Annotated in this window: 18 protein-coding genes; 8 read left to right on the top strand and 10 right to left on the bottom strand. The window is 70.9% G+C overall.

The genetic code is table 11. The features are described 5' to 3' along the window. Nucleotides 1-18 precede the first annotated feature (18 nt). The 4 genes from ACFYPA_RS17080 to ACFYPA_RS17065 are packed head-to-tail and all read right to left on the bottom strand — an operon-like array spanning nt 19 to nt 2,982. Nucleotides 19-1,341, bottom strand: coding sequence for an NADH-quinone oxidoreductase subunit D (locus ACFYPA_RS17080; RefSeq protein WP_359078175.1), 1,323 nt, complete (start codon nt 1,339-1,341; stop codon nt 19-21). Next, complete coding sequence (locus ACFYPA_RS17075; protein WP_359078173.1) at nt 1,341-2,054, bottom strand: NADH-quinone oxidoreductase subunit C; 714 nt, start codon at nt 2,052-2,054, stop codon at nt 1,341-1,343. The genes ACFYPA_RS17080 and ACFYPA_RS17075 overlap by 1 nt, the downstream gene beginning before the upstream one ends. Beyond that, nucleotides 2,051-2,605, bottom strand: coding sequence for an NADH-quinone oxidoreductase subunit B family protein (locus ACFYPA_RS17070; RefSeq protein ID WP_359078172.1), 555 nt, complete (start codon nt 2,603-2,605; stop codon nt 2,051-2,053). Before ACFYPA_RS17070 ends, ACFYPA_RS17075 begins: the two co-directional genes overlap by 4 nt. A gap of 17 nt (nt 2,606-2,622) precedes the next feature. Then, nucleotides 2,623-2,982: an NADH-quinone oxidoreductase subunit A gene (locus ACFYPA_RS17065; protein ID WP_136328529.1), complete on the bottom strand. Its 360-nt coding sequence runs from the start codon at nt 2,980-2,982 to the stop codon at nt 2,623-2,625. 810 nt (nt 2,983-3,792) lie between these two features. Here ACFYPA_RS17065 and ACFYPA_RS17060 point away from each other — a divergent pair. Both ACFYPA_RS17060 and ACFYPA_RS17055 read left to right on the top strand, forming a co-directional pair. Further along, on the top strand, nt 3,793-4,638 hold the full coding sequence (locus ACFYPA_RS17060) for a C40 family peptidase (RefSeq protein ID WP_359078170.1): 846 nt from the start codon (nt 3,793-3,795) through the stop codon (nt 4,636-4,638). A 229-nt stretch (nt 4,639-4,867) separates the two neighbouring features. Then, the gene (locus ACFYPA_RS17055; protein WP_389132523.1) at nt 4,868-6,091 is read left to right on the top strand and encodes an MFS transporter; all 1,224 of its coding nucleotides are present in this window, start codon (nt 4,868-4,870) and stop codon (nt 6,089-6,091) included. Here the strand turns inward: ACFYPA_RS17055 and ACFYPA_RS17050 are convergent. Beyond that, the gene (locus ACFYPA_RS17050) at nt 6,057-7,340 is read right to left on the bottom strand and encodes a geranylgeranyl reductase family protein (protein WP_359078167.1); all 1,284 of its coding nucleotides are present in this window, start codon (nt 7,338-7,340) and stop codon (nt 6,057-6,059) included. The two genes, ACFYPA_RS17055 and ACFYPA_RS17050, sit on opposite strands and share 35 nt — an antisense overlap. A gap of 440 nt (nt 7,341-7,780) precedes the next feature. Beyond that, a complete protein-coding gene (locus tag ACFYPA_RS17045) occupies nt 7,781-8,473 on the bottom strand; it encodes a demethylmenaquinone methyltransferase (RefSeq protein WP_359078165.1) in 693 nt (230 codons plus the stop codon). Between the two features lie 165 nt (nt 8,474-8,638). Between ACFYPA_RS17045 and ACFYPA_RS17040 the strand changes: the two genes are divergently transcribed. From ACFYPA_RS17040 to ACFYPA_RS17025, 4 genes are all read left to right on the top strand, one after another. Then, entirely contained in the window at nt 8,639-9,148 is a 510-nt protein-coding gene (locus ACFYPA_RS17040) for a SigE family RNA polymerase sigma factor (protein ID WP_359078163.1), read from the top strand. Between the two features lie 17 nt (nt 9,149-9,165). Further along, on the top strand, nt 9,166-10,068 hold the full coding sequence (locus tag ACFYPA_RS17035; RefSeq protein WP_359078896.1) for a hypothetical protein: 903 nt from the start codon (nt 9,166-9,168) through the stop codon (nt 10,066-10,068). Further along, the gene (locus ACFYPA_RS17030; RefSeq protein WP_389132519.1) at nt 10,016-10,939 is read left to right on the top strand and encodes a DUF3152 domain-containing protein; all 924 of its coding nucleotides are present in this window, start codon (nt 10,016-10,018) and stop codon (nt 10,937-10,939) included. The genes ACFYPA_RS17035 and ACFYPA_RS17030 overlap by 53 nt, the downstream gene beginning before the upstream one ends. 142 nt (nt 10,940-11,081) lie before the next feature. Beyond that, nucleotides 11,082-11,774 carry a DUF3152 domain-containing protein gene (locus ACFYPA_RS17025; RefSeq protein ID WP_359078160.1) on the top strand — a complete coding sequence of 231 codons (693 nt, stop codon included), beginning with the start codon at nt 11,082-11,084 and terminating at the stop codon, nt 11,772-11,774. A gap of 19 nt (nt 11,775-11,793) precedes the next feature. Here the strand turns inward: ACFYPA_RS17025 and ACFYPA_RS17020 are convergent, their stop codons facing one another. The 4 genes from ACFYPA_RS17020 to ACFYPA_RS17005 form a co-directional block, all read right to left on the bottom strand. Beyond that, entirely contained in the window at nt 11,794-12,465 is a 672-nt protein-coding gene (locus ACFYPA_RS17020) for a hypothetical protein (RefSeq protein WP_389132516.1), read from the bottom strand. Nucleotides 12,466-12,475: 10 nt separating this feature from the next. Next, complete coding sequence (gene mqnC, locus ACFYPA_RS17015; RefSeq protein WP_359078157.1) at nt 12,476-13,675, bottom strand: cyclic dehypoxanthinyl futalosine synthase; 1,200 nt, start codon at nt 13,673-13,675, stop codon at nt 12,476-12,478. Nucleotides 13,676-13,791: 116 nt separating this feature from the next. After that, complete coding sequence (locus tag ACFYPA_RS17010; RefSeq protein ID WP_389132513.1) at nt 13,792-15,528, bottom strand: serine/threonine-protein kinase; 1,737 nt, start codon at nt 15,526-15,528, stop codon at nt 13,792-13,794. A gap of 312 nt (nt 15,529-15,840) precedes the next feature. Beyond that, a complete protein-coding gene (locus ACFYPA_RS17005) occupies nt 15,841-16,719 on the bottom strand; it encodes a menaquinone biosynthesis protein (RefSeq protein WP_359078153.1) in 879 nt (292 codons plus the stop codon). A 353-nt stretch (nt 16,720-17,072) separates the two neighbouring features. On the opposite strand from ACFYPA_RS17005, the gene ACFYPA_RS17000 reads away from it, so the two are divergent. Both ACFYPA_RS17000 and ACFYPA_RS16995 read left to right on the top strand, forming a co-directional pair. Beyond that, nucleotides 17,073-17,276, top strand: a complete 204-nt coding sequence (locus tag ACFYPA_RS17000) for a cold-shock protein (protein ID WP_003967102.1) — start codon at nt 17,073-17,075, stop codon at nt 17,274-17,276. 160 nt (nt 17,277-17,436) lie between these two features. Further along, nucleotides 17,437-18,264, top strand: coding sequence for a MerR family transcriptional regulator (locus tag ACFYPA_RS16995; RefSeq protein ID WP_359078151.1), 828 nt, complete (start codon nt 17,437-17,439; stop codon nt 18,262-18,264). Nucleotides 18,265-18,316: the final 52 nt, after the last annotated feature.

Genomic DNA, 18,316 nt, shown 5'->3' with positions numbered 1-18,316 from the left:
CTTCGCTACGTGCTTCGGTCACCGGTCGACGCCTCCCATCACGGGGTCGATGGATGCGACGGCGACGATGACGTCGGCGACCTGGCCGCCCTCGCACATCGCCGCCATGGCCTGGAGGTTGGTGAAGGAGGGGTCGCGGAAGTGGACCCGGTAGGGGCGGGTGGAGCCGTCCGAGACGACGTGCACGCCGAGTTCGCCCTTGGGCGACTCGACCGCGGTGTAGGCCTGCCCGGCCGGGACCCGGAAGCCCTCGGTCACCAGCTTGAAGTGGTGGATCAGGGCCTCCATGGAGGTGCCCATGATCTTCTTGATGTGGTCGAGCGAGTTGCCGAGTCCGTCCGGGCCGAGCGCGAGCTGCGCGGGCCAGGCGATCTTCTTGTCGGCGACCATGACCGGTCCCGGCGCGAGCCGGTCGATGCACTGCTCGACGATCCGCAGCGACTGGCGCATCTCTTCCAGGCGGATGAGGAAGCGGCCGTAGGAGTCGCAGCTGTCGGCGGTGGGGACGTCGAACTCGTAGTTCTCGTACCCGCAGTAGGGATCGGTCTTGCGCAGGTCGTGCGGGAGTCCGGCGGAGCGCAGGACCGGGCCGGTGGCGCCGAGCGCCATGCAGCCGGTGAGGTCGAGGTAGCCGACGTCCTGCATGCGGGCCTTGAAGATGGGGTTGCCGGTGGCGAGCTTGTCGTACTCCGGCAGGTTCTTCTTCATGGTCTTCACGAACTCGCGGAGCTGGTCGACCGCGCCCGGGGGCAGGTCCTGGGCGAGTCCGCCGGGGCGGACGAACGCGTGGTTCATCCGCAGGCCGGTGATCAGCTCGAAGAGATCGAGAACGAGTTCACGATCGCGGAAGCCGTAGATCATGATCGTCGTGGCGCCGAGCTCCATGCCGCCGGTGGCGATGCACACCAGGTGCGAGGAGATCCGGTTGAGCTCCATCAGGAGCACGCGCAGGACGGTGGCCCGGTCGGGGATCTGGTCCTCGATGCCGAGGAGCTTCTCGACGCCCAGGCAGTACGCCGTCTCGTTGAAGAACGGCGTCAGGTAGTCCATGCGCGTGACGAAGGTGGTGCCCTGCGTCCAGTTGCGGAACTCGAGGTTCTTCTCGATACCGGTGTGGAGGTAGCCGATGCCGCAGCGGGCCTCGGTGACGGTCTCGCCGTCGATCTCCAGGATCAGCCGGAGCACTCCGTGGGTGGACGGGTGCTGGGGGCCCATGTTGACGATGATGCGCTCGTCGTCGGACTTGGCCGCCGACTCGACGACCTCGTCCCAGTCGCCGCCGGTGACTGTATATACAGTCCCCTCGGTCGTGGCTCGGGGCGTTGCATGGGGAGTGGTCATCAGGAGTACGACCTCCGCTGGTCCGGAGCCGGGATCTGGGCGCCCTTGTACTCGACGGCGATGCCACCGAGCGGGTAGTCCTTGCGCTGCGGGAAGCCCTGCCAGTCGTCCGGCATCATGATCCGGGTGAGGGCGGGGTGCCCGTCGAAGACGAGCCCGAAGAAGTCGTACGTCTCGCGCTCGTGCCAGTCGTTGGTCGGGTAGACCGCGACGAGGGACGGGATGTGCCGGTCGTCGTCCGGCGCGGACACCTCCAGCCGGATGAGCCGGCCGTGGGTGATCGAGCGCAGGTGGTAGACGGCGTGCAGCTCACGTCCCTTGTCACCGGGGAAGTGGACGCCGCTCACACCCGTACAGAGCTCGAAGCGCAGTGCCGGGTCGTCGCGCAGTGTCCTGGCGACGACCGGCAGGTGCTCGCGGGCAATGTGGAAGGTGAGCTCGTCGCGGTCGACGACCGTCTTCTCGATGGCGTTCTCGGGCAGCAGGCCCTGTTCCTCCAGGGCCCCTTCGAGCTCGTCGGCCACCTCGTCGAACCAGCCGCCGTACGGGCGCGCGGTGGCGCCCGGCAGGGCGACGGTACGGACGAGACCGCCGTAGCCGGAGGTGTCGCCGCCGTTGTTGGCGCCGAACATGCCCTTGCGTACGCCGATGACCTCGCCGTGCTCGTCGCGCGGGGCGGGGACGCCGCCCGCGCCGGGCTCCTTCTCGCTCATCGCAGCAGCCCCTTCATCTCGATCAGGGGCAGCGCGTTGAGCGCCGCGTCCTCCGCCTCGCGGGCGGCCTCCTCGGCGTTGACCCCGAGCTTGGAGCCCTGGATCTTCTGGTGCAGCTTGAGAATGGCGTCGATCAGCATCTCGGGCCGCGGTGGGCAGCCCGGCAAATAGATATCAACCGGGACAATATGATCAACACCTTGAACAATGGCGTAATTGTTGAACATCCCGCCCGATGACGCGCAAACCCCCATGGAGATGACCCACTTGGGGTTCGGCATCTGGTCGTAGACCTGCCGCAGAACGGGCGCCATCTTCTGACTGACCCGCCCTGCCACGATCATCAGGTCCGCCTGCCGCGGCGATCCGCGGAAGACCTCCATGCCGAACCGGGCCAGGTCGTAGCGCCCGGCCCCGGTCGTCATCATCTCGATGGCGCAGCAGGCGAGGCCGAAGGTGGCCGGGAAGACGGATGACTTCCGCACCCAGCCGGCGGCCTGCTCGACAGTGGTCAGCACGAAGCCGCTGGGCAGCTTCTCTTCGAGTCCCATGTGTGCCCCTCAGCCCCTCAGTCCCATTCCAGGCCGCCGCGACGCCACACATACGCGTAGGCGACGAAGACGGTGAGCACGAAGATCAGCATCTCGACGAGCCCGAAGATCCCGAGGGCGTCGAAGGTGACCGCCCAGGGATAGAGGAAGACGATCTCGATGTCGAAGACGATGAAGAGCATCGCCGTCAGGTAGTACTTGATGGGAAAACGGCCGCCTCCGGCTGGAGTCGGGGTGGGTTCAATACCGCACTCGTACGCTTCGAGCTTCGCCCGGTTGTACCGCTTGGGGCCGATTAGCGTGGCACTGACCACGGAGAAGATCGCAAACCCCGCCCCGAGGGCGCCGAGCACGAGGATGGGCGCGTAGGCATTCACGCTCCTCGCTCCTTCCAGTCGTCCTTGACCGTTGGACCGCATCGGGCGACCTGGCTCGCCACCTCACCAAGATCGTGCACATGTGAGGCAGTTCACAAGCCCGACTGCCCCGCATCCTATGCCTGCCGTCCTGTGATCTGCGACACGGGGTACGACAACGTCTTTGTGATCTCCACCACCTGACGAACGATCATGAAGTCGGATGAGCGGTGATCTTCGTACACGAAGCGGCCGAGTGATCACGAGACGTGACATCTGCCGTCGTCACCGCTGGTCAAAGAGGTGTCGCACTATCAAGCCGTGGCGGCCGGGGCCAAATTGGCAATGGACGCGATCAGGTGATAGAGGGATCTGCCCCACTCTGGGACCAGGAGGGGTCGAGTCGGGGCCGAGAGCCGAATCGGGGTCACTCGCACGGGGGCGCACGCGGCACGAAGTGGACGCATCCCGGCATCCGCACCCAATCGGGCGAATGGGTCGTCGCACGCGGCCAGTTCTCCGTCGGCGTCAGGTCCGGTGCACCGGACCCACGTATGCCCGTCACAGGGAGACCACACTGTGACCTGCGTCACCTGCTCGCCATGGCCAGAGAAGCGGGCTTGGCCAACGGTGTGAACGGATGGTAAGTGGCGGGCAATTCGGGCGTATTGCCGATAACCCGTGATCACAGCACTGATCGAGTGTGCCCGATTTGCCCGTTACGGCGTCAATAAAGGCCCTCAGGAAGCGGATTCACAGATTCCGGACGTAACTGTGTCGCAACACACGTTTCTTGATGGGACCCCTGAGGCCCTGATAGCGCTAGTACCCATGTCCCACACCGCTCTCATACCCAGCCACCGGAAGCCCCGCCGAAACGCCTCGAAGACGGCGCTGCGGGCCGGAGTTGCCGGTGGCGTCCTCAGCACCATCGCGGTCGCAGGCGCTGCCGGTCCGGCCCAGGCCGAGCCGGTGACCCAGACCATCGAGATGCCCACCATCACGGCCGGGCTCTCCACCGCCGTCGCGGCATCCGCCGAGGCCACGCAGCAGGTCGCCCTGGACCTGGAGACGCAGGCCCACGAGGAGGCCGCGGCCGCGACCGCCGCCAAGGACGCCAAGAAGGCCCAGGCCGAGGCGGTCCGCAAGGCGGAGGCCAAGAAGAAGGCCGAAGCCAAGGCGAAGGCCGAGGCGGAAGCCAAGGCGGAGGCCGCCGAGCGCGCCTCCCGCTCCGCCGAGCGCACGACCCTGAGCACGTCCTCCGGCTCGTCCTCGTCGGGCTCCTCGTCGTCCGCGACGCCCTCGTACACCTCCACCGCCACGGGCTCCGCCGCCTCCGTCGTCGCGTTCGCGCAGGCGCAGGTCGGCGACGCGTACGTGTCCGGCGGCACCGGCCCCAACTCCTGGGACTGCTCCGGCCTCGTCCAGGCCGCGTTCCGCTCGGTGGGCGTCGACCTGCCGCGCGTCTCGCAGAGCCAGTCGACGGCGGGCACCCAGGTCTCGCTGAGCAACCTCCAGCCGGGCGACATCCTGTACTGGGGTGGCGCGGGCAGCGCGTACCACGTCGGGATCTACGTGGGCGGCGGCCAGTTCGTCGGCGCGCAGAACTCCTCCACCGGTGTGGTGCAGAAGTCCCTGGACTACGACCCGCCGTCGGGCGCGGTCCGCGTCCTCTGAGTCGAACCGACTGAGTTCACGGTTTCACAAGCGCCTCGGCGCACATCGAAGGGCCGTCGCTCCCCCGCTCGGGAGCCGCGGCCCTTCGGCGTTCCCGGTGTTCCCGGCAGGTTCGCGACGTCATCCACGGCGCCCACGGGTGACGTCGCGAACCTGCCGGACTCCGGCCGGCGGAGCTTGTGAACTGGGGCGAACAGCCCCCGCGTCACCGAGCACAGGACGGCCCGACATGTCGACCACGGCCACCCCCCGCACCGACGTCACGTCCCGCACGCCCCTGCGCGGCCGTCTGGCCGTGTTCTCCGTGATGCTGGGCATCTTCGCCGTCGTCACCACCGAGATCCTGCCGATCGGTCTGCTGACGCCGATCGGGGCCGACTTCGCCGTCGCGGACGGCACGGCGGGCCTGATGATGACGATGCCGGGACTCCTCGCCGCCTTCGCCGCCCCGGTCGTGACCCTCGCGACGGCCCGCGCCGACCGGCGGCTGATGCTCGCGGCCTTCGTCCTGCTGCTGGCGCTGGCCAACTTCCTCACCGCCGCCGCGACCGCGTACTGGGTGGTGCTGGTCGCGCGGGTCCTGGTCGGCGTCACCATCGGCGGCTTCTGGTCGATCGGCGCCGGTCTGGCCGGCCGGCTGGTCCCCGCCCCGTCCGTCGGGCGCGCGACCGCGGTCGTCTTCGCCGCCGTGCCCCTCGGTTCCGTGCTCGGCGTCCCCGCCGGCACCCTCATCGGCGATCTCGCGGGCTGGCGCACCGCGTTCGTCACGATGGGCGTGCTGTCCACGGGCGTGCTGGCCCTGCTGCTCCTGACCCTGCCCGCCCTGCCCCCGGAACGGGTCACCCGCCCCGCCGTGCTCCGCGCCCTGCTGCGGGGGCCGGGCACCCGGGCCGCGCTGCTGGTGACGTTCCTCGTCGTACTGGCGCATTTCGGTACGTACACCTACGTCACGCCGTTCCTGCGCGAGGTCACTCACGCAGGCCCCGGCATGGTCACCGGCTTCCTGCTCGTCTACGGAGCGGCGGGCGTGGCCGGCAACTTCCTCGGGGGCGCCCTGGTGACGCGCCACCCGCACGCGGCGTTCGGAGCGGCCGGGGCGACGATCGCCGCCGCGACGGCGCTCCTGCCCGTCCTCGGCCGGTCCGAAGCGGGCGCGCTCGCACTGCTCGTCCTCTGGGGGCTCGGCTACGGCGCGGTCCCGGTCTGCTCACAGACCTGGTTCGCCCGCGCGGCACCGCACGCGCCGGAGGCGGCCACGGTCCTGTTCACCGCGTCCTTCCAGGCGACGATCGCCGCCGGCGCACTCGCCGGCGGCCACGTCGTCGACCATGCCTCGCTCCGCGCGGTCATGTGGTGCGGAGCCGCGACGGCCGCTCTCGCGGTGCTCGCCGCCCGGGCCCACTCCGTACGGAAGGGCCCTACGACCGCGGCGCCACCTTCGTCAGACCGTTGATGATGCGGTCCATCGCGTCGCCGCCCGTCGGGTCGGTGAGGTTGGCGAGCATCTTCAGGGTGAACTTCATCAGCAGCGGGTGCGTGAGGCCGCGCTGGGTGGCGACCTTCATGACCTTCGGGTTGCCGATCAGCTTCACGAAGGCGCGGCCCATCGTGTAGTAGCCGCCGTAGGTCTCCTTGAGCACCTTCGGGTAGTTGCTCAGGGCCAGTTCGCGCTGGGCCGGGGTCGCGCGGGCGTGGGCCTGGACGATGACGTCCGCGGCGATCTGGCCCGACTCCATGGCGTACGCGATGCCTTCGCCGTTGAACGGGTTGACCATGCCGCCCGCGTCACCGACGAGCAGCAGGCCCTTGGTGTAGTGCGGCTGGCGGTTGAAGGCCATCGGGAGGGCGGCGCCGCGGATCGGCATCGTCATGTTCTCGGGGGTGTAACCCCAGTCCTCCGGCATGGAGGCGCACCACGCCTTGAGGACCTCGCGCCAGTCCAGCTCCTTGAAGGCGGAGGAGGAGTTGAGGATGCCGAGGCCGACGTTGGAGGTGCCGTCGCCCATGCCGAAGATCCAGCCGTAACCGGGCAGCAGCCGGTCCTCGGCGCCGCGCCGGTCCCAGAGTTCCAGCCAGGACTCCAGGTAGTCGTCGTCGTGGCGGGGCGAGGTGAAGTACGTACGGACCGCGACGCCCATCGGGCGGTCCTCGCGGCGGTGCAGGCCCATAGCGAGGGAGAGCCGGGTGGAGTTGCCGTCGGCGGCGACGACGAGGGGGGCGTGGAAGGTGACCGGGGTCTTCTCCTCGCCCAGCTTCGCGTGGACGCCGGTGATCCGGCCGGTGCGCTCGTCCTTGATGGGGGCGCCGACGTTGCAGCGCTCGTACAGCCGCGCACCGGACTTCTGGGCCTGGCGGGCCAGCTGCTCGTCGAAGTCGTCGCGCTTGCGGACCAGTCCGTAGTCCGGGTACGAGGCCAGATCCGGCCAGTCCAGCTGGAGCCGGACGCCGCCGCCGATGATGCGCAGGCCCTTGTTGCGCAGCCAGCCGGCCTCTTCGGAGATGTCGATGCCCATGGAGACGAGCTGCTTGGTGGCGCGCGGCGTGAGGCCGTCGCCGCAGACCTTCTCGCGCGGGAAGGCGGTCTTCTCCAGGAGGAGGACGTCGAGCCCGGCCTTGGCGAGGTAGTACGCGGTGGTGGAGCCGGCTGGGCCTGCCCCGACGACGATCACGTCCGCGCTGTGTTCGGACAGGGGCTCGGTCACGGTCGGATCTCCCGAGGACTCGAAATCGCGTGCCGCGCGGCACATGTCCCCCGCAGTCTATGGGGGCCCGTCGCCCCGCTCCCCGAAGGGCTCCCATGTCGCCCTACATCACCGGACCGCGCACGGAGCTGAGCTGACCACCGCCTCCGGCGCGACCGCACGGATCGACGACGTCAACCGGGATCCCGGCCGCGGCCGGGGCTGCGCCCACGACGCCGAGGACACGCCCGTGACACGGAGGCCGTTCCGTCCTCATCACCCCGACCGGACAGCCGCGGACCACCCCGTCGGTCACCCACGAGGGCGGGGAGCCCCTCAGGGCGTTCGCGCGGGGCTCGACTCGGCGGAGCCGGCGCCCCGCGTACGTGCATCGGCGGGCCGCCGACTCCGTGTGCACCGGTGTCGGCGGCTACGGCATGTACGCCCGGTAGCAGCCCGCGTCAGGCGCGCACGCCCCGGTGCAGTGCGACGATGCCGCCGGTGAGGTTGCGGTGGGCGACCTTCGACCAGCCGGCCCGCTGCAGCTTGGCCGCGAGGCCGGCCTGGTCGGGCCAGGCGCGGATCGACTCGGCGAGGTAGACGTACGCGTCGGGGTTGGACGACACCGCGCGCGCGACCGGCGGCAGCGCCCGCATCAGGTACTCGGTGTAGACGGTCCGGAAGGGTGCCCAGACCGGCTGGGAGAACTCGCAGATGACGACCCGGCCGCCCGGCTTGGTCACCCGGTACAGCTCGCGCAGCGCCGCGTCCGTGTCCTGGACGTTGCGCAGCCCGAACGAGATCGTCACCGCGTCGAACGTCTCGTCGCGGAACGGCAGCTTCGTGGCGTCGCCCGCGGTGAACGGCAGCCAGGAGTTGCGCTTCTTGCCCTCGCGCAGCATGCCGATGGAGAAGTCGCACGGCACGACGTACGCACCGGTCGCGGCGAACGGCAGCGAGGACGTCGCCGTCCCGGCGGCCAGGTCGAGGACCTTCTCCGCGGGCCGGGCGTGCACCGCCTTCGCGACCTCCTTGCGCCACAGCCGGGCCTGGCCGAGCGAGAGCACGTCGTTGGTGAGGTCGTAGTTCGCCGCCACGTCGTCGAACATCGAGGCGACTTCGTGCGGCTGCTTGTCCAGGGAGGCTCGGGTCACCCACCCATTCAAGCAGCCCGGCCCTGCCGCGCCGGGGCGGGCCCGCTGTGGGATGCCCCGGCCCCGGGGACAGCCCACCCAATCCCAATCCGGCTTCAACCTTTCCGGCCCGTCGGCACTCAGTAACAGACGTAGTGACCACCGACAGACCGCAGAGGAGGCTGGATGACCGCCGGACGCGGCCCGGACGCCGCCGGCTTCGAGGAATTCGCCCGCGCGGGTCAGCGCCGGCTGTACCGCACCGCGTATCTGCTGTGCGGGGACGCCGACGCCGCCCGCGACCTGACCCAGACGACGCTGGCGAAGCTGTTCCAGCACTGGGGCCGGGCGAGCGCGGCCGACCATCCTGACGCCTACGCCCGCACGGTGCTGACCCGTACCTACATCGCCGAGCGCCGGCGCCGGCTGCGGGACTTCCACGCCCATACGCCGATCGCCGCCCCCGCGCCCGCGGTGGGCCCCGAGCTGACGGTCACGCTGCTGGCCGCACTCGCCGAACTCCCCGCCCGCGCCCGGGCCATGGTCGTCCTGCGGTACTGGGAGGACCTGAGCGTGGAGACGGTCGCCGAACTGCTGCGCTGCAGCCCGTCCACCGTGAAGAGCCAGTGCTCGCGCTCGCTCGCCACCCTGCGTACCCGGCTGGGCGACGCGCACCTCTACACCAACCGAAGCTGAGGAGAACCGTCGTGGACATGGAAACGGACCGCTCCCCCGGCCGGGAGCCCGACCCCGGGACCGAGGAGCTGCTGATCAGGCTGGCCATGGAGCGGACGGCCGAAGGCGCGCCGTCGCTGCCCGATCTGGTGCCCGCCGCCCTGGTCCAGGGCCGTCGGCGCCGGACCCGTGCCCGCGCGGCCGTCGGGGCGGGGATGACGGCCGTGGTGGCCCTGGGCGTATTCGGCGTAGCGCTGCCGATGTGGGGGCCCGGAGGAGGGGGTACGCAGCCGCAGACCGGGTCCGTGGCCTCACGGACCACGTTCGCCACCCCGGCCCCTTCCCTGACCGCCGTCCCCCTGCCCGTCCTGAAGCCCGTACACATCGAGCCGTCCGCCGGCGAGACGTCCATGGCCGACCTGCCGGCGTCCGAACGGCTCCGGCAGCAGGAGTTCCAGCAGAAGGTCGCGTCGCTGCTCGGAGAACTGCTCCACGAGCCGTTCGACGCCGTCCGCCCGGTCGACCTGACGGTGAGCCGGTACCAGGCCGAAGCGGACGGCAACGCGTTCCCGGTCGTCTTCTCGGTGCGCCCCCAGGGCGGTCCCGAGTACTACGGCGCGAATCCGGTGTGCCGCGACAACGCGTCGAAGGGTTTCCGGTGCAAAACGGTGATGCTGCCCGGCGGCATCAAGGTCCGCGCCATCACCGCGGAGGGGAACGGGAGCGGCGCGCAGACCCTCACCAACGTCGAACTCAAGTTCGTCTACGGCGACAGCACCGTCAGGCTCTCGGTCGACGGCGATGACGCCTCGATGGTGTCGGCGCCCCTCGGCGTCGACCAACTGCTCGCCGCCGCCGGTGACGCGCGGTTCCTGAAGCTTGTGCAGTATGCGAACGAACATCCGATGGAAGACAAGGAGCACTCGGTTCGTGGCGGTTGAGAGAAGACAGCGCCAGGCACAGCGACAAGGGAGGGGAAACCGGCGGCGCCTCCGGCCGACGCGCCGGCGTCGCAGCCGCATACGGGTACTGGTCGCCGTACTCGTCCCGGCGGCGCTGATCGGCGTCGTCCTGATCGCCGCTCCCCGATGGGCCGGCGGGGACGGTCTGCCGGCTTCGGCGGCCGCGCCGGAGTCCCCGGAGGCCCCACGGAGTCCGGGCCCTGACCACCCCCCGTCCTCCCCCGCCGCGAAGCCGAAGGCGACCACCGCGCCTCCCGCCCCCTCGCCTTCCGCCACCGCCCGGACTCCCCGTATCCCGGCATCCGGTCCGGGCACCTTCGCGGTGGCCCGCGCGGGTGCCTCGTCCGGGGGCGGGAACGCCTACCGGGTCGAGGTCGAGGACGGTTCCGGCGTCGACCCGGACGAGGCCGCCGCCGAGGTCGCCCGCATCCTGGCCGCGCCGCGCGGCTGGGCACACGGCGGGGCGCACTCCTTCCGCCAGGTGACTACGGGGCCTGCCGGGCTGGTGATCCGTATCGCGACCGCTGCGACCACCGACCGCATCTGCGGGAAGGGCGGCCTCAACACCCGCGGCGAGGTCAACTGCCGCGTGGGCACCGACGTCATGGTCAACCTCAAGCGCTGGCAGACCGGTTCGCCGGAGTTCGACGGCCCGCTGGCCGACTACCGGGCCCTCATCGTCAACCACGAGGTCGGCCACTGGCTCGGCCACGGCCACGAGACCTGCCCCGGCAAGGGCCGCCCCGCCCCCGCCATGATGCAGCAGATCTACGGCCTCAAGGGGTGCGTGTCCAACGCCTGGCCCTATGGCACGAACGGAAAGTACCTCGGCGGCCCGACGGTCCCCTGAGATCCTTCCCCGGGCGGTGTTCCGCCCGCCTCCCCCTTCCGTGTGTGTGGACTTCCGTATGTGTGTGGACTGAACCAATCGGCGCCGAAAAGGGTCTTCTTAGAGGGGTGCAGGGGACAACGAAGTACGGGGAGTGGCGCGGATGTCCGGATCAGGTGTGCGGTGGCGAGGGCTGCGGGAGCGTGGCCGGGGCCGGCTGTTCGTCATGGCGATCGTTCCGGTGGTGCTGGTGGCGGCCGCCGTGGCCGGTCTGCGGTGGAAGAGCGAGCATGCGAGCGGCCCCGGGACCTCGGCCTCCTTCGCCGTCGCCCGTGCGGCCGCTTCGGACACCGGCGGGGGCCACACCTACCGGGTCGAGGTGGAGGACGGTTCGGGCCTGGACGCGGACGAGGCCGCCGCCGAGGTGGCCCGCGTGCTCGCGGCGCCTCGGGGCTGGTCGCACCACGGCGAGCAGGTCTTCCGCCAGATCTCGACGCAACCCGCGGGTCTGGTGATCCGTATCGCGACGCCCGAGACCACCGACGAGGTCTGCGGGCAGAGCGGTCTCGACACCCACGGCGAGGTCAACTGCCGCGTCGGCGCGGTGGTGATGGTCAACCTCAAGCGCTGGCAGCAGGGCTCGCCGGAATTCCACGGGCCGCTCGCCGACTACCGGGCCCTGATCATCAACCACGAGGTCGGCCACTGGCTCGGCCACGGCCACGAGACCTGCCCCGGCAAGGGCCGCCCCGCTCCGGCGATGATGCAGCAGATCGACGGCCTCAAGGGATGCGTGTCCAACGCCTGGCCCTACGCCACCAACGGCACGTACCTCGGCGGGCCCTCCGTACCCTGACGCACGGGACGGACCTGCCTCACCTGCCCCGGTACACCAGTCGCCCAGCCGCCACCGTCGCCACGCAGCTCGCCCCGCCCGCCGCGAGCAGGGCGTCCTCGTCCGGTACGTCGAAGGCGGCGAGATCGGCCCGTCCACCGACGGCGAGCGGCGCGGCCATCGCCCCGGCCACCGCCCCTGCCCCGGCCAGCGGGTCGAGCCGGGGCGTGCCACCGGGGTGCGCCGGAGATCCGACGACGCCCATGTCACCGCTGCCCCCGATGACCAGCAGCCCGGACCGGCGCATGGCCGTGACCAGGGCGGGCGGCGCGGTCGGGGCGGCCGTCGCCGCGGTCGTCCCGTGCCGGAGCATCCGGTGCAGCCCGCGCCGGACGCTGCCGGCCCGCCAGGTGTCGTCCGGCCCGAGCGCGTCGAGCGCCTCGCCGGTCAGCGGTGACGTGCCCAGGGTGTCCGCCTCACGCGGATCGGGGAAGTACGACTCCTCCAGCAGCCGGACCGCGTCCCGTTGGACGAGCCCCGGGGTCAGGACGCCCGGCCAGCGCCGGACCCGGGCGTCGGGGTGGGCCGCGGCCAGTTCCCCGTACGGGCCGAAGGCGACGGTCGTCGCGTCCCGCACGGCCACCGCCCCGTCGGGTACGGACGCACGGCCGCCGCCCGGCAGGAGCAGGGCGGCGGCGTGGATCGTCAGCAAGGCGAGGACCCTAGTTGGCGTTGAGGAGCTTGAGCTCGGGGTGCGCGGTGCCGCCCTCGATCGCGGTGGACGAGATGTGCGAGACGACGCGCTCGTCGACCGGGTCGTTCGCCGGGTCGTCGTGGACGACCAGGTGTTCGTACGTGGTGGCGCGCTGGGCCGGTACCCGGTCCGCCTTGCGGATCAGGTCGATGATCTCCAGGCGGTTGGAGCGGTGCTTGGCACCGGCCGAGGAGACGACGTTCTCCTCCAGCATGATCGAGCCGAGGTCGTCCGCGCCGTAGTGCAGCGACAGCTGGCCGACCTCCTTGCCGGTGGTGAGCCAGGAGCCCTGGATGTGGGCGACGTTGTCCAGGAAGATCCGGGCGATGGCGATCATCCGCAGGTACTCGAAGAGCGTGGCCTGCGTCTGGCCCTTCAGCTTGTTGTTCTCCGGCTGGTACGTGTACGGGATGAAGGCGCGGAAGCCGCCGGTGCGGTCCTGCACGTCCCGGATCATGCGCAGGTGCTCGATGCGCTCGGCGTTCGTCTCGCCGGTGCCCATCAGCATGGTGGAGGTCGACTCGACACCGAGGCGGTGGGCGATCTCCATGATCTCCAGCCAGCGCTCGCCGGACTCCTTGAGCGGGGCGATCGCGGTGCGCGGCCGGGCCGGGAGCAGCTCGGCGCCGGCGCCGGCGAAGGAGTCGAGACCGGCGGCGTGGATCCGCTGGATGGCCTCCTCGGCGGAGACCTTGGAGATCCGGGCCATGTGCTCGATCTCGGAGGCGCCGAGCGAGTGGATGACCAGCTGCGGGAACGCCTTCTTGATCGCGGAGAAGTGCTCCTCGTAGTACTCCACGCCGTAGTCGGGGTGGTGCCCGCCCTGGAACATGATCTGCGTGCCGCCGAGCTCGACGGTCTCCGCGCAGCGGCGCAGGATGTCGTCCAGGTCGCGGGACCAGCCCTTGGCGGTGTCCTTGGGCGCGGCGTAGAAGGCGCAGAACTTGCAGGCCGTCACGCACACGTTGGTGTAGTTGATGTTGCGCTCGATGATGTACGTCGCGATGTGCTCCGTACCCGCGTAGCGGCGGCGGCGCACGGCGTCGGCGGCGGCGCCCAGCGCGTGCAGCGGCGCCGACCGGTACAGGTCGAGGGCCTCTTCCGGAGTGATCCGGCCGCCTTCGGCGGCTCGGTCGAGGATGGGCTGGAGGTCGGCCTTCTCGGTCACCGGGCTGTCACCTTTCGGCGGTTTTTCAACGGATCTACGGACCGGTTCAGCGTACGCCAGGGCCCGCACCGGTCAGCGGCCGGACCGGGCCGGGCCGGTCCGGACCTTCGGCCGGGTCAGCCCGTGGGCCGGGCCAGGGTGCCGTACGGGAGTCCGGCCCCCCGCTCGTCGGACCGGAACCGCAGGGCGCCGTCCTCGGCGCGGGTGAAGTGGACGTCGGTGGTCGTGGTGGTGCACAGACCCGCCGTGCTGGAGCGCTCGGGATCGGTGCGCTCCCTGAGCTTCAGTTCCCGGTCCGTGCCGGACGTGAGGGTGGCGACGCTGTGACAGCTGACCTCCACGCCGAGGGCGGTGATCGTGGTCGTCATGTGGACGACTTCGGCGCCCTTCCGCCCCTTCTCGAACACGGCCGTCAGCGTGCCGTGCGGCGCACCGGTCGTCTTCTCGGTGAGCGGTCCCCGCCACGTGCCGAGGAAGGCGGCCGGGACCGCGGAGACCTGGCCGCCCGGGGAGCCGGTGGCCGGACTCCCGGGCGCCGACGGCTCGGCGGACGACGTGTCGCCCGGGGAGGTGGCCGACGGGGTCTTGGCGGTGTCACCGTGCCCCGCGGTGTCGGAATCGCCGCCGCCCGGCATCAGGTCGAAGAGGAACGCGCTGCCCACCGTCACCGCGGCGAGCGCACCGGCCACAGCGAGCGCGACGGTGCAGCTCAGCCTCCGGCCCCCGCGCTCCCCCGGGCCGGGTTCGGCGCTCATGCCGACGCTGAACCGGGGATCGGAGGCGCGCTGCCCCGGCACCCCGCCCGTCCCGGGGGGCGTGGACGGATAGGGCGGCGAGGCCGGGCCGGCCGGCGGGGACGGTTCCACCGGCGGGCCGAACACGCCCAGGGCCGGGCCACCGTTGAACCCGAACGACGCGTTGGTGAACGGCACCGGCCCGGACTGCACCGGCGCGTCCTGCGGCTCCAGGTCCAGCAGGGCGACCGCCGACCGGCTGACCTCGCGCACCAGCGGCCCGGGCAGCCAGCCCGCCGCCACCGCGGCCGCCGCACCGTTGGGCGCCAGCTGCCGGGCGAGCTCCGCCGGGGTGGGCCGCCCGGCCGGGTCCTTCGCGAGGCAGGCGGCGATGGCGTCGTGCAGCTCGCCCTCCAGCTCACCCAGTTCGGGTTCCTCGTGCACCACCTTGTAGAGGAGTACGGCGGAGGAGTCGCCGAGGAAGGGCGCGGACCCCGTCGCCGCGTACGCCAGCACCGCGCCCAGCGAGAAGATGTCGGCCGCGCCCGAGGTGTCCAGGCCGCGGATCTGCTCCGGTGCCATGTAGCCGGGCGAGCCGACGGAGACGCCGGTCGAGGTGAGTGAGGCGGTGGCGTCGAGGGCCCGGGCGATTCCGAAGTCGATGAGCCGGGGCCCGTCGAGGGCGAGCAGGACGTTGGACGGCTTCACGTCCCGGTGGATCAGGCCCTGCCCGTGCACCGCGGCGAGCGCCTCGGCGAGGCCGGCGCCCAGGGTGCGTACCGCCTGTTCGGGCAGCGGCCCGTGGTCGGTGACGGCGGACGAGAGCGGCGGCCCGGCCACGTAGCCGTGGGCCACCCAGGGAACGGGGGCGTCCGGGTCGGCGTCGAGGACGGGTGCGGTCCACTGCGCGCCGATCCGCCGCGCCGCGTCCACCTCGCGCCGGAACCGGGCACGGAACTGCTCGTCGAGCGCCAGGTGCGGGTGGACGACCTTGACCGCGACGGTCCGGCCGCCCGCGCTGCGTCCCAGATACACCCGGCCCATGCCGCCGGCGCCGAGTCGGCCGAGCAGCCTGTAGGCACCGATGCTCAGCGGTTCGCCGGCTTCGAGCGGCTGCATATACGGACTCCCTCGTGGACCGGCCGGACCTCCGACCGAAGCCTATGGGCGAAGGTCATCGGGTCACAGGGGAAACCATCCGCCGATTTCGGCCCCAAGGGAACGAACGACGCCATTCGCCCCAACAATAGGCGTGAATGTGCCCTTCCCCCGGTCGATTGGCGGGAGGGCTCGGAGTCGTACTCCCGAGCCCTCCCGCCAATCGGCGATTCACCGCGAATTCACCCGAATCGATATCCGTACATCCGCTGTCCGCACGGGCTCCCGCGCCGCTGTCGATTGGCACGCGGCGGGAGAGCCGGGTGGTCTCCGTCAGCCGCCGAGGAGTTCGACATTCACATCCGCGGGGAAGCCCGTCGTCGGGCCGGTGCGGCGCGCGAACTCCTTGACCCCGGCGAGCTGGTCGGGCCCGAAGCGGAAGTCGAGGGTCGTGAAGTAGCGCTCCAGGACCTCCGCGTCGAAGGCCTCCCAGCGCGCGGCCTGCTCCGCGACCTTGGTGACCTCCTCCAGGGACACGTCCCGCGAGGCGAGGAACGCCTCGTGCACCTTCTTCACCGCGGTGGGCTCGGCCGCCAGGTAGTCCTTGCGCGCGGCCCACACGGCGAAGACGAACGGCAGGCCCGTCCACTCCTTCCACATCGCGCCCAGGTCGTGGACCTGGAGCCCGAGCCGGGGGGCGTCGTGCAGATTGGCCCGCAGCGCGGCGTCACCGATGAGGACGGCGGCGTCCGCCTCCTGCATCATCACGCCCAGGTCGGGCGGACAGGTGTAGTAGTCGGGGGTGACGCCGAACCGCTCGGCGAGCAGCAGCTGCGCCAGCCGTACGGAGGTGCGGGAGGTCGAGCCGAGAGCCACCCGGGCCCGGTCGAGGTCCTCCAGGGGCCGCTGCGAGACGATCACGCACGACATGACGGGCCCGTCGCAGCCGACCGCGATGTCGGGGAAGGCGACCAGGTCGTCGGCGTTGCGGAGGAACTCCACGAGGGTGACGGGCCCGATGTCCAGGTCGCCTCTGATCAGCTGCTCGCTGAGCTTCTCCGGGGTGTCCTTCGAGAGCTCCAGATCGAGCAGGGTTCCGGTCCGTGCGAGCCCCCAGTAGAGGGGGAGGCAGTTGAGGAACTGGATGTGGCCGACGCGCGGCCGGCTGCGACGGTCGTCGCCTGCGACGGTTGAGACGGTTGAATTGTCCACATCGCGAGGCTAGACCCGTGACCGGCGGACGGCCTCACCGGGGGCGCGCGGCGTCGCGACGAACCCTCTTCCGGCGCCCCCGGAATGGGTGCCGGAGACCTCTCGGGAAGGGTCCGGGAGTCGCCCGGAAGGGCCTTCCTGAACGGTCATCCGGACGGCTGCCAAACATCCGGGAGAAGTGATCTTTCCCTCTACCGTTCCCCACATGCTGCGTGCTAGGCTCAGCGCCAAGTTGCAGTTTGGTTTCCCTTGCAGTACAGAGCCTGCGGAGCATGTAACCCGCAGGCTTTTGTAGTTTTCAGACTTCTTTGCAGGTTCTGGAGCAGGGCAACCCTTTGGCCCAAGGAGGGCTTATGGCTACCGGAACCGTCAAGTGGTTCAACGCTGAAAAGGGCTTCGGCTTCATCGCCCAGGACGGCGGCGGCCCGGATGTCTTCGTCCACTACTCCGCGATCAACGCGTCCGGGTTCCGCTCCCTCGAGGAGAACCAGGTCGTGAACTTCGACGTCACTCAGGGGCCCAAGGGTCCGCAGGCTGAGAACGTCACCCCGGCCTAGTTGCCCGGGTCGGCCGATCGCGGGCCGGCATTGCAGTACCCAAGGAGCCCCGCTCCCCCGCCTCGGCGGAGGAGCGGGGCTCCTGCCTGTGTACGTCCCGCTCCCGGCCGCCGCGCCGCTTGACCTTGACGCCGTGTGAGGGCCTGCACTGGGAGACATCATGTTCACCATCGGAGACTTCGCCAGGTACGGACGGGTGTCGGCCCGGATGCTGCGTCACTACGACGCGGTCGGACTGCTGCACCCCGACCGCACCGACCCGGCCACCGGCTACCGCTACTACGGTGCCGCCCAGCTCGCCCGGCTCAACCGGATCATCGCCCTCAAGGACCTCGGCTTCACGCTCCAGCAGGTGCGGGCCGTCCTCGACGAGGAGGTGGGCCCCGAGGAACTGCGCGGGATGCTGCGGCTGCGGCGGGTGGAGCTGGAGGCGTCGATGACCGCGGCGGCGGCGCGGCTGGCCCAGGTCGAGGCGAGGCTCCGGTCGATCGAGAGCGAGGGACGCATGTCCGTGGACGATGTCATGATCAAGAACGTGCCGGCGGTACGGGTCGCGGAGCTGACCGCCGTGGCCGCGGGGTACGGACCGCAGGACATCACACCGGTGATCAGCCCGCTGTACGAGCGGCTGTTCCCGCTGCTGGCCGAGGCGGGGGTCTCCCCGACGGGCCCCGGCATCGCGCGCTACGAGGACGCCCCCGAGGGCGGCGGCGCGGTCGTCGTCCATGCCGGGGTGACGGTCTCGGCCCCGGTGGGACCGCTGGGTGACACCGGGGTGGAGGTGGTCGAGCTGCCGCCGTTCGAGGCGGCGACCATCGTCCACCGGGGTTCGATGGACGGGGTCCTGGCGACGGAGCAGGCCCTGGCCCGTGGGATCGACGCGAGCGGCTACCGGTCGGCCGGGTATGCGCGCGAGATCAGTCTGGAGTGCCCCGATGACCGGGCGAAGTGGGTGACGGAGCTCCAGGAGCCGGTCACCCGGGCCTGACGGCGGGGGTTGAGGCGGCCCGGGCAACGGACCGCCTCACCCCTCCCCCGTG

Origin of the sequence: Streptomyces sp. NPDC005775, assembly GCF_042871565.1 — a bacterium.
Classification (GTDB): Bacteria; Actinomycetota; Actinomycetes; order Streptomycetales; family Streptomycetaceae; genus Streptomyces.
This window is presented reverse-complemented; position numbering and strand designations above follow the sequence as displayed.

Bases quoted from the DNA above. Each gene is read 5' to 3' on its own strand.
- ACFYPA_RS17025 (WP_359078160.1), top strand. From the start codon at position 11,082: ATGTCCGGATCAGGTGTGCGGTGGCGAGGGCTGCGGGAGCGTGGCCGG.
- ACFYPA_RS17070 (WP_359078172.1), bottom strand. From the start codon at position 2,605: ATGGGACTCGAAGAGAAGCTGCCCAGCGGCTTCGTGCTGACCACTGTC.
- ACFYPA_RS17010 (WP_389132513.1), bottom strand. From the start codon at position 15,528: ATGCAGCCGCTCGAAGCCGGCGAACCGCTGAGCATCGGTGCCTACAGG.
- ACFYPA_RS17055 (WP_389132523.1), top strand. From the start codon at position 4,868: ATGTCGACCACGGCCACCCCCCGCACCGACGTCACGTCCCGCACGCCC.
- ACFYPA_RS17080 (WP_359078175.1), bottom strand. From the start codon at position 1,341: ATGACCACTCCCCATGCAACGCCCCGAGCCACGACCGAGGGGACTGTA.
- ACFYPA_RS17060 (WP_359078170.1), top strand. From the start codon at position 3,793: ATGTCCCACACCGCTCTCATACCCAGCCACCGGAAGCCCCGCCGAAAC.
- ACFYPA_RS17000 (WP_003967102.1), top strand. From the start codon at position 17,073: ATGGCTACCGGAACCGTCAAGTGGTTCAACGCTGAAAAGGGCTTCGGC.
- ACFYPA_RS16995 (WP_359078151.1), top strand. From the start codon at position 17,437: ATGTTCACCATCGGAGACTTCGCCAGGTACGGACGGGTGTCGGCCCGG.
- ACFYPA_RS17040 (WP_359078163.1), top strand. From the start codon at position 8,639: ATGACCGCCGGACGCGGCCCGGACGCCGCCGGCTTCGAGGAATTCGCC.
- ACFYPA_RS17075 (WP_359078173.1), bottom strand. From the start codon at position 2,054: ATGAGCGAGAAGGAGCCCGGCGCGGGCGGCGTCCCCGCCCCGCGCGAC.
- ACFYPA_RS17030 (WP_389132519.1), top strand. From the start codon at position 10,016: ATGCGAACGAACATCCGATGGAAGACAAGGAGCACTCGGTTCGTGGCG.
- ACFYPA_RS17035 (WP_359078896.1), top strand. From the start codon at position 9,166: ATGGAAACGGACCGCTCCCCCGGCCGGGAGCCCGACCCCGGGACCGAG.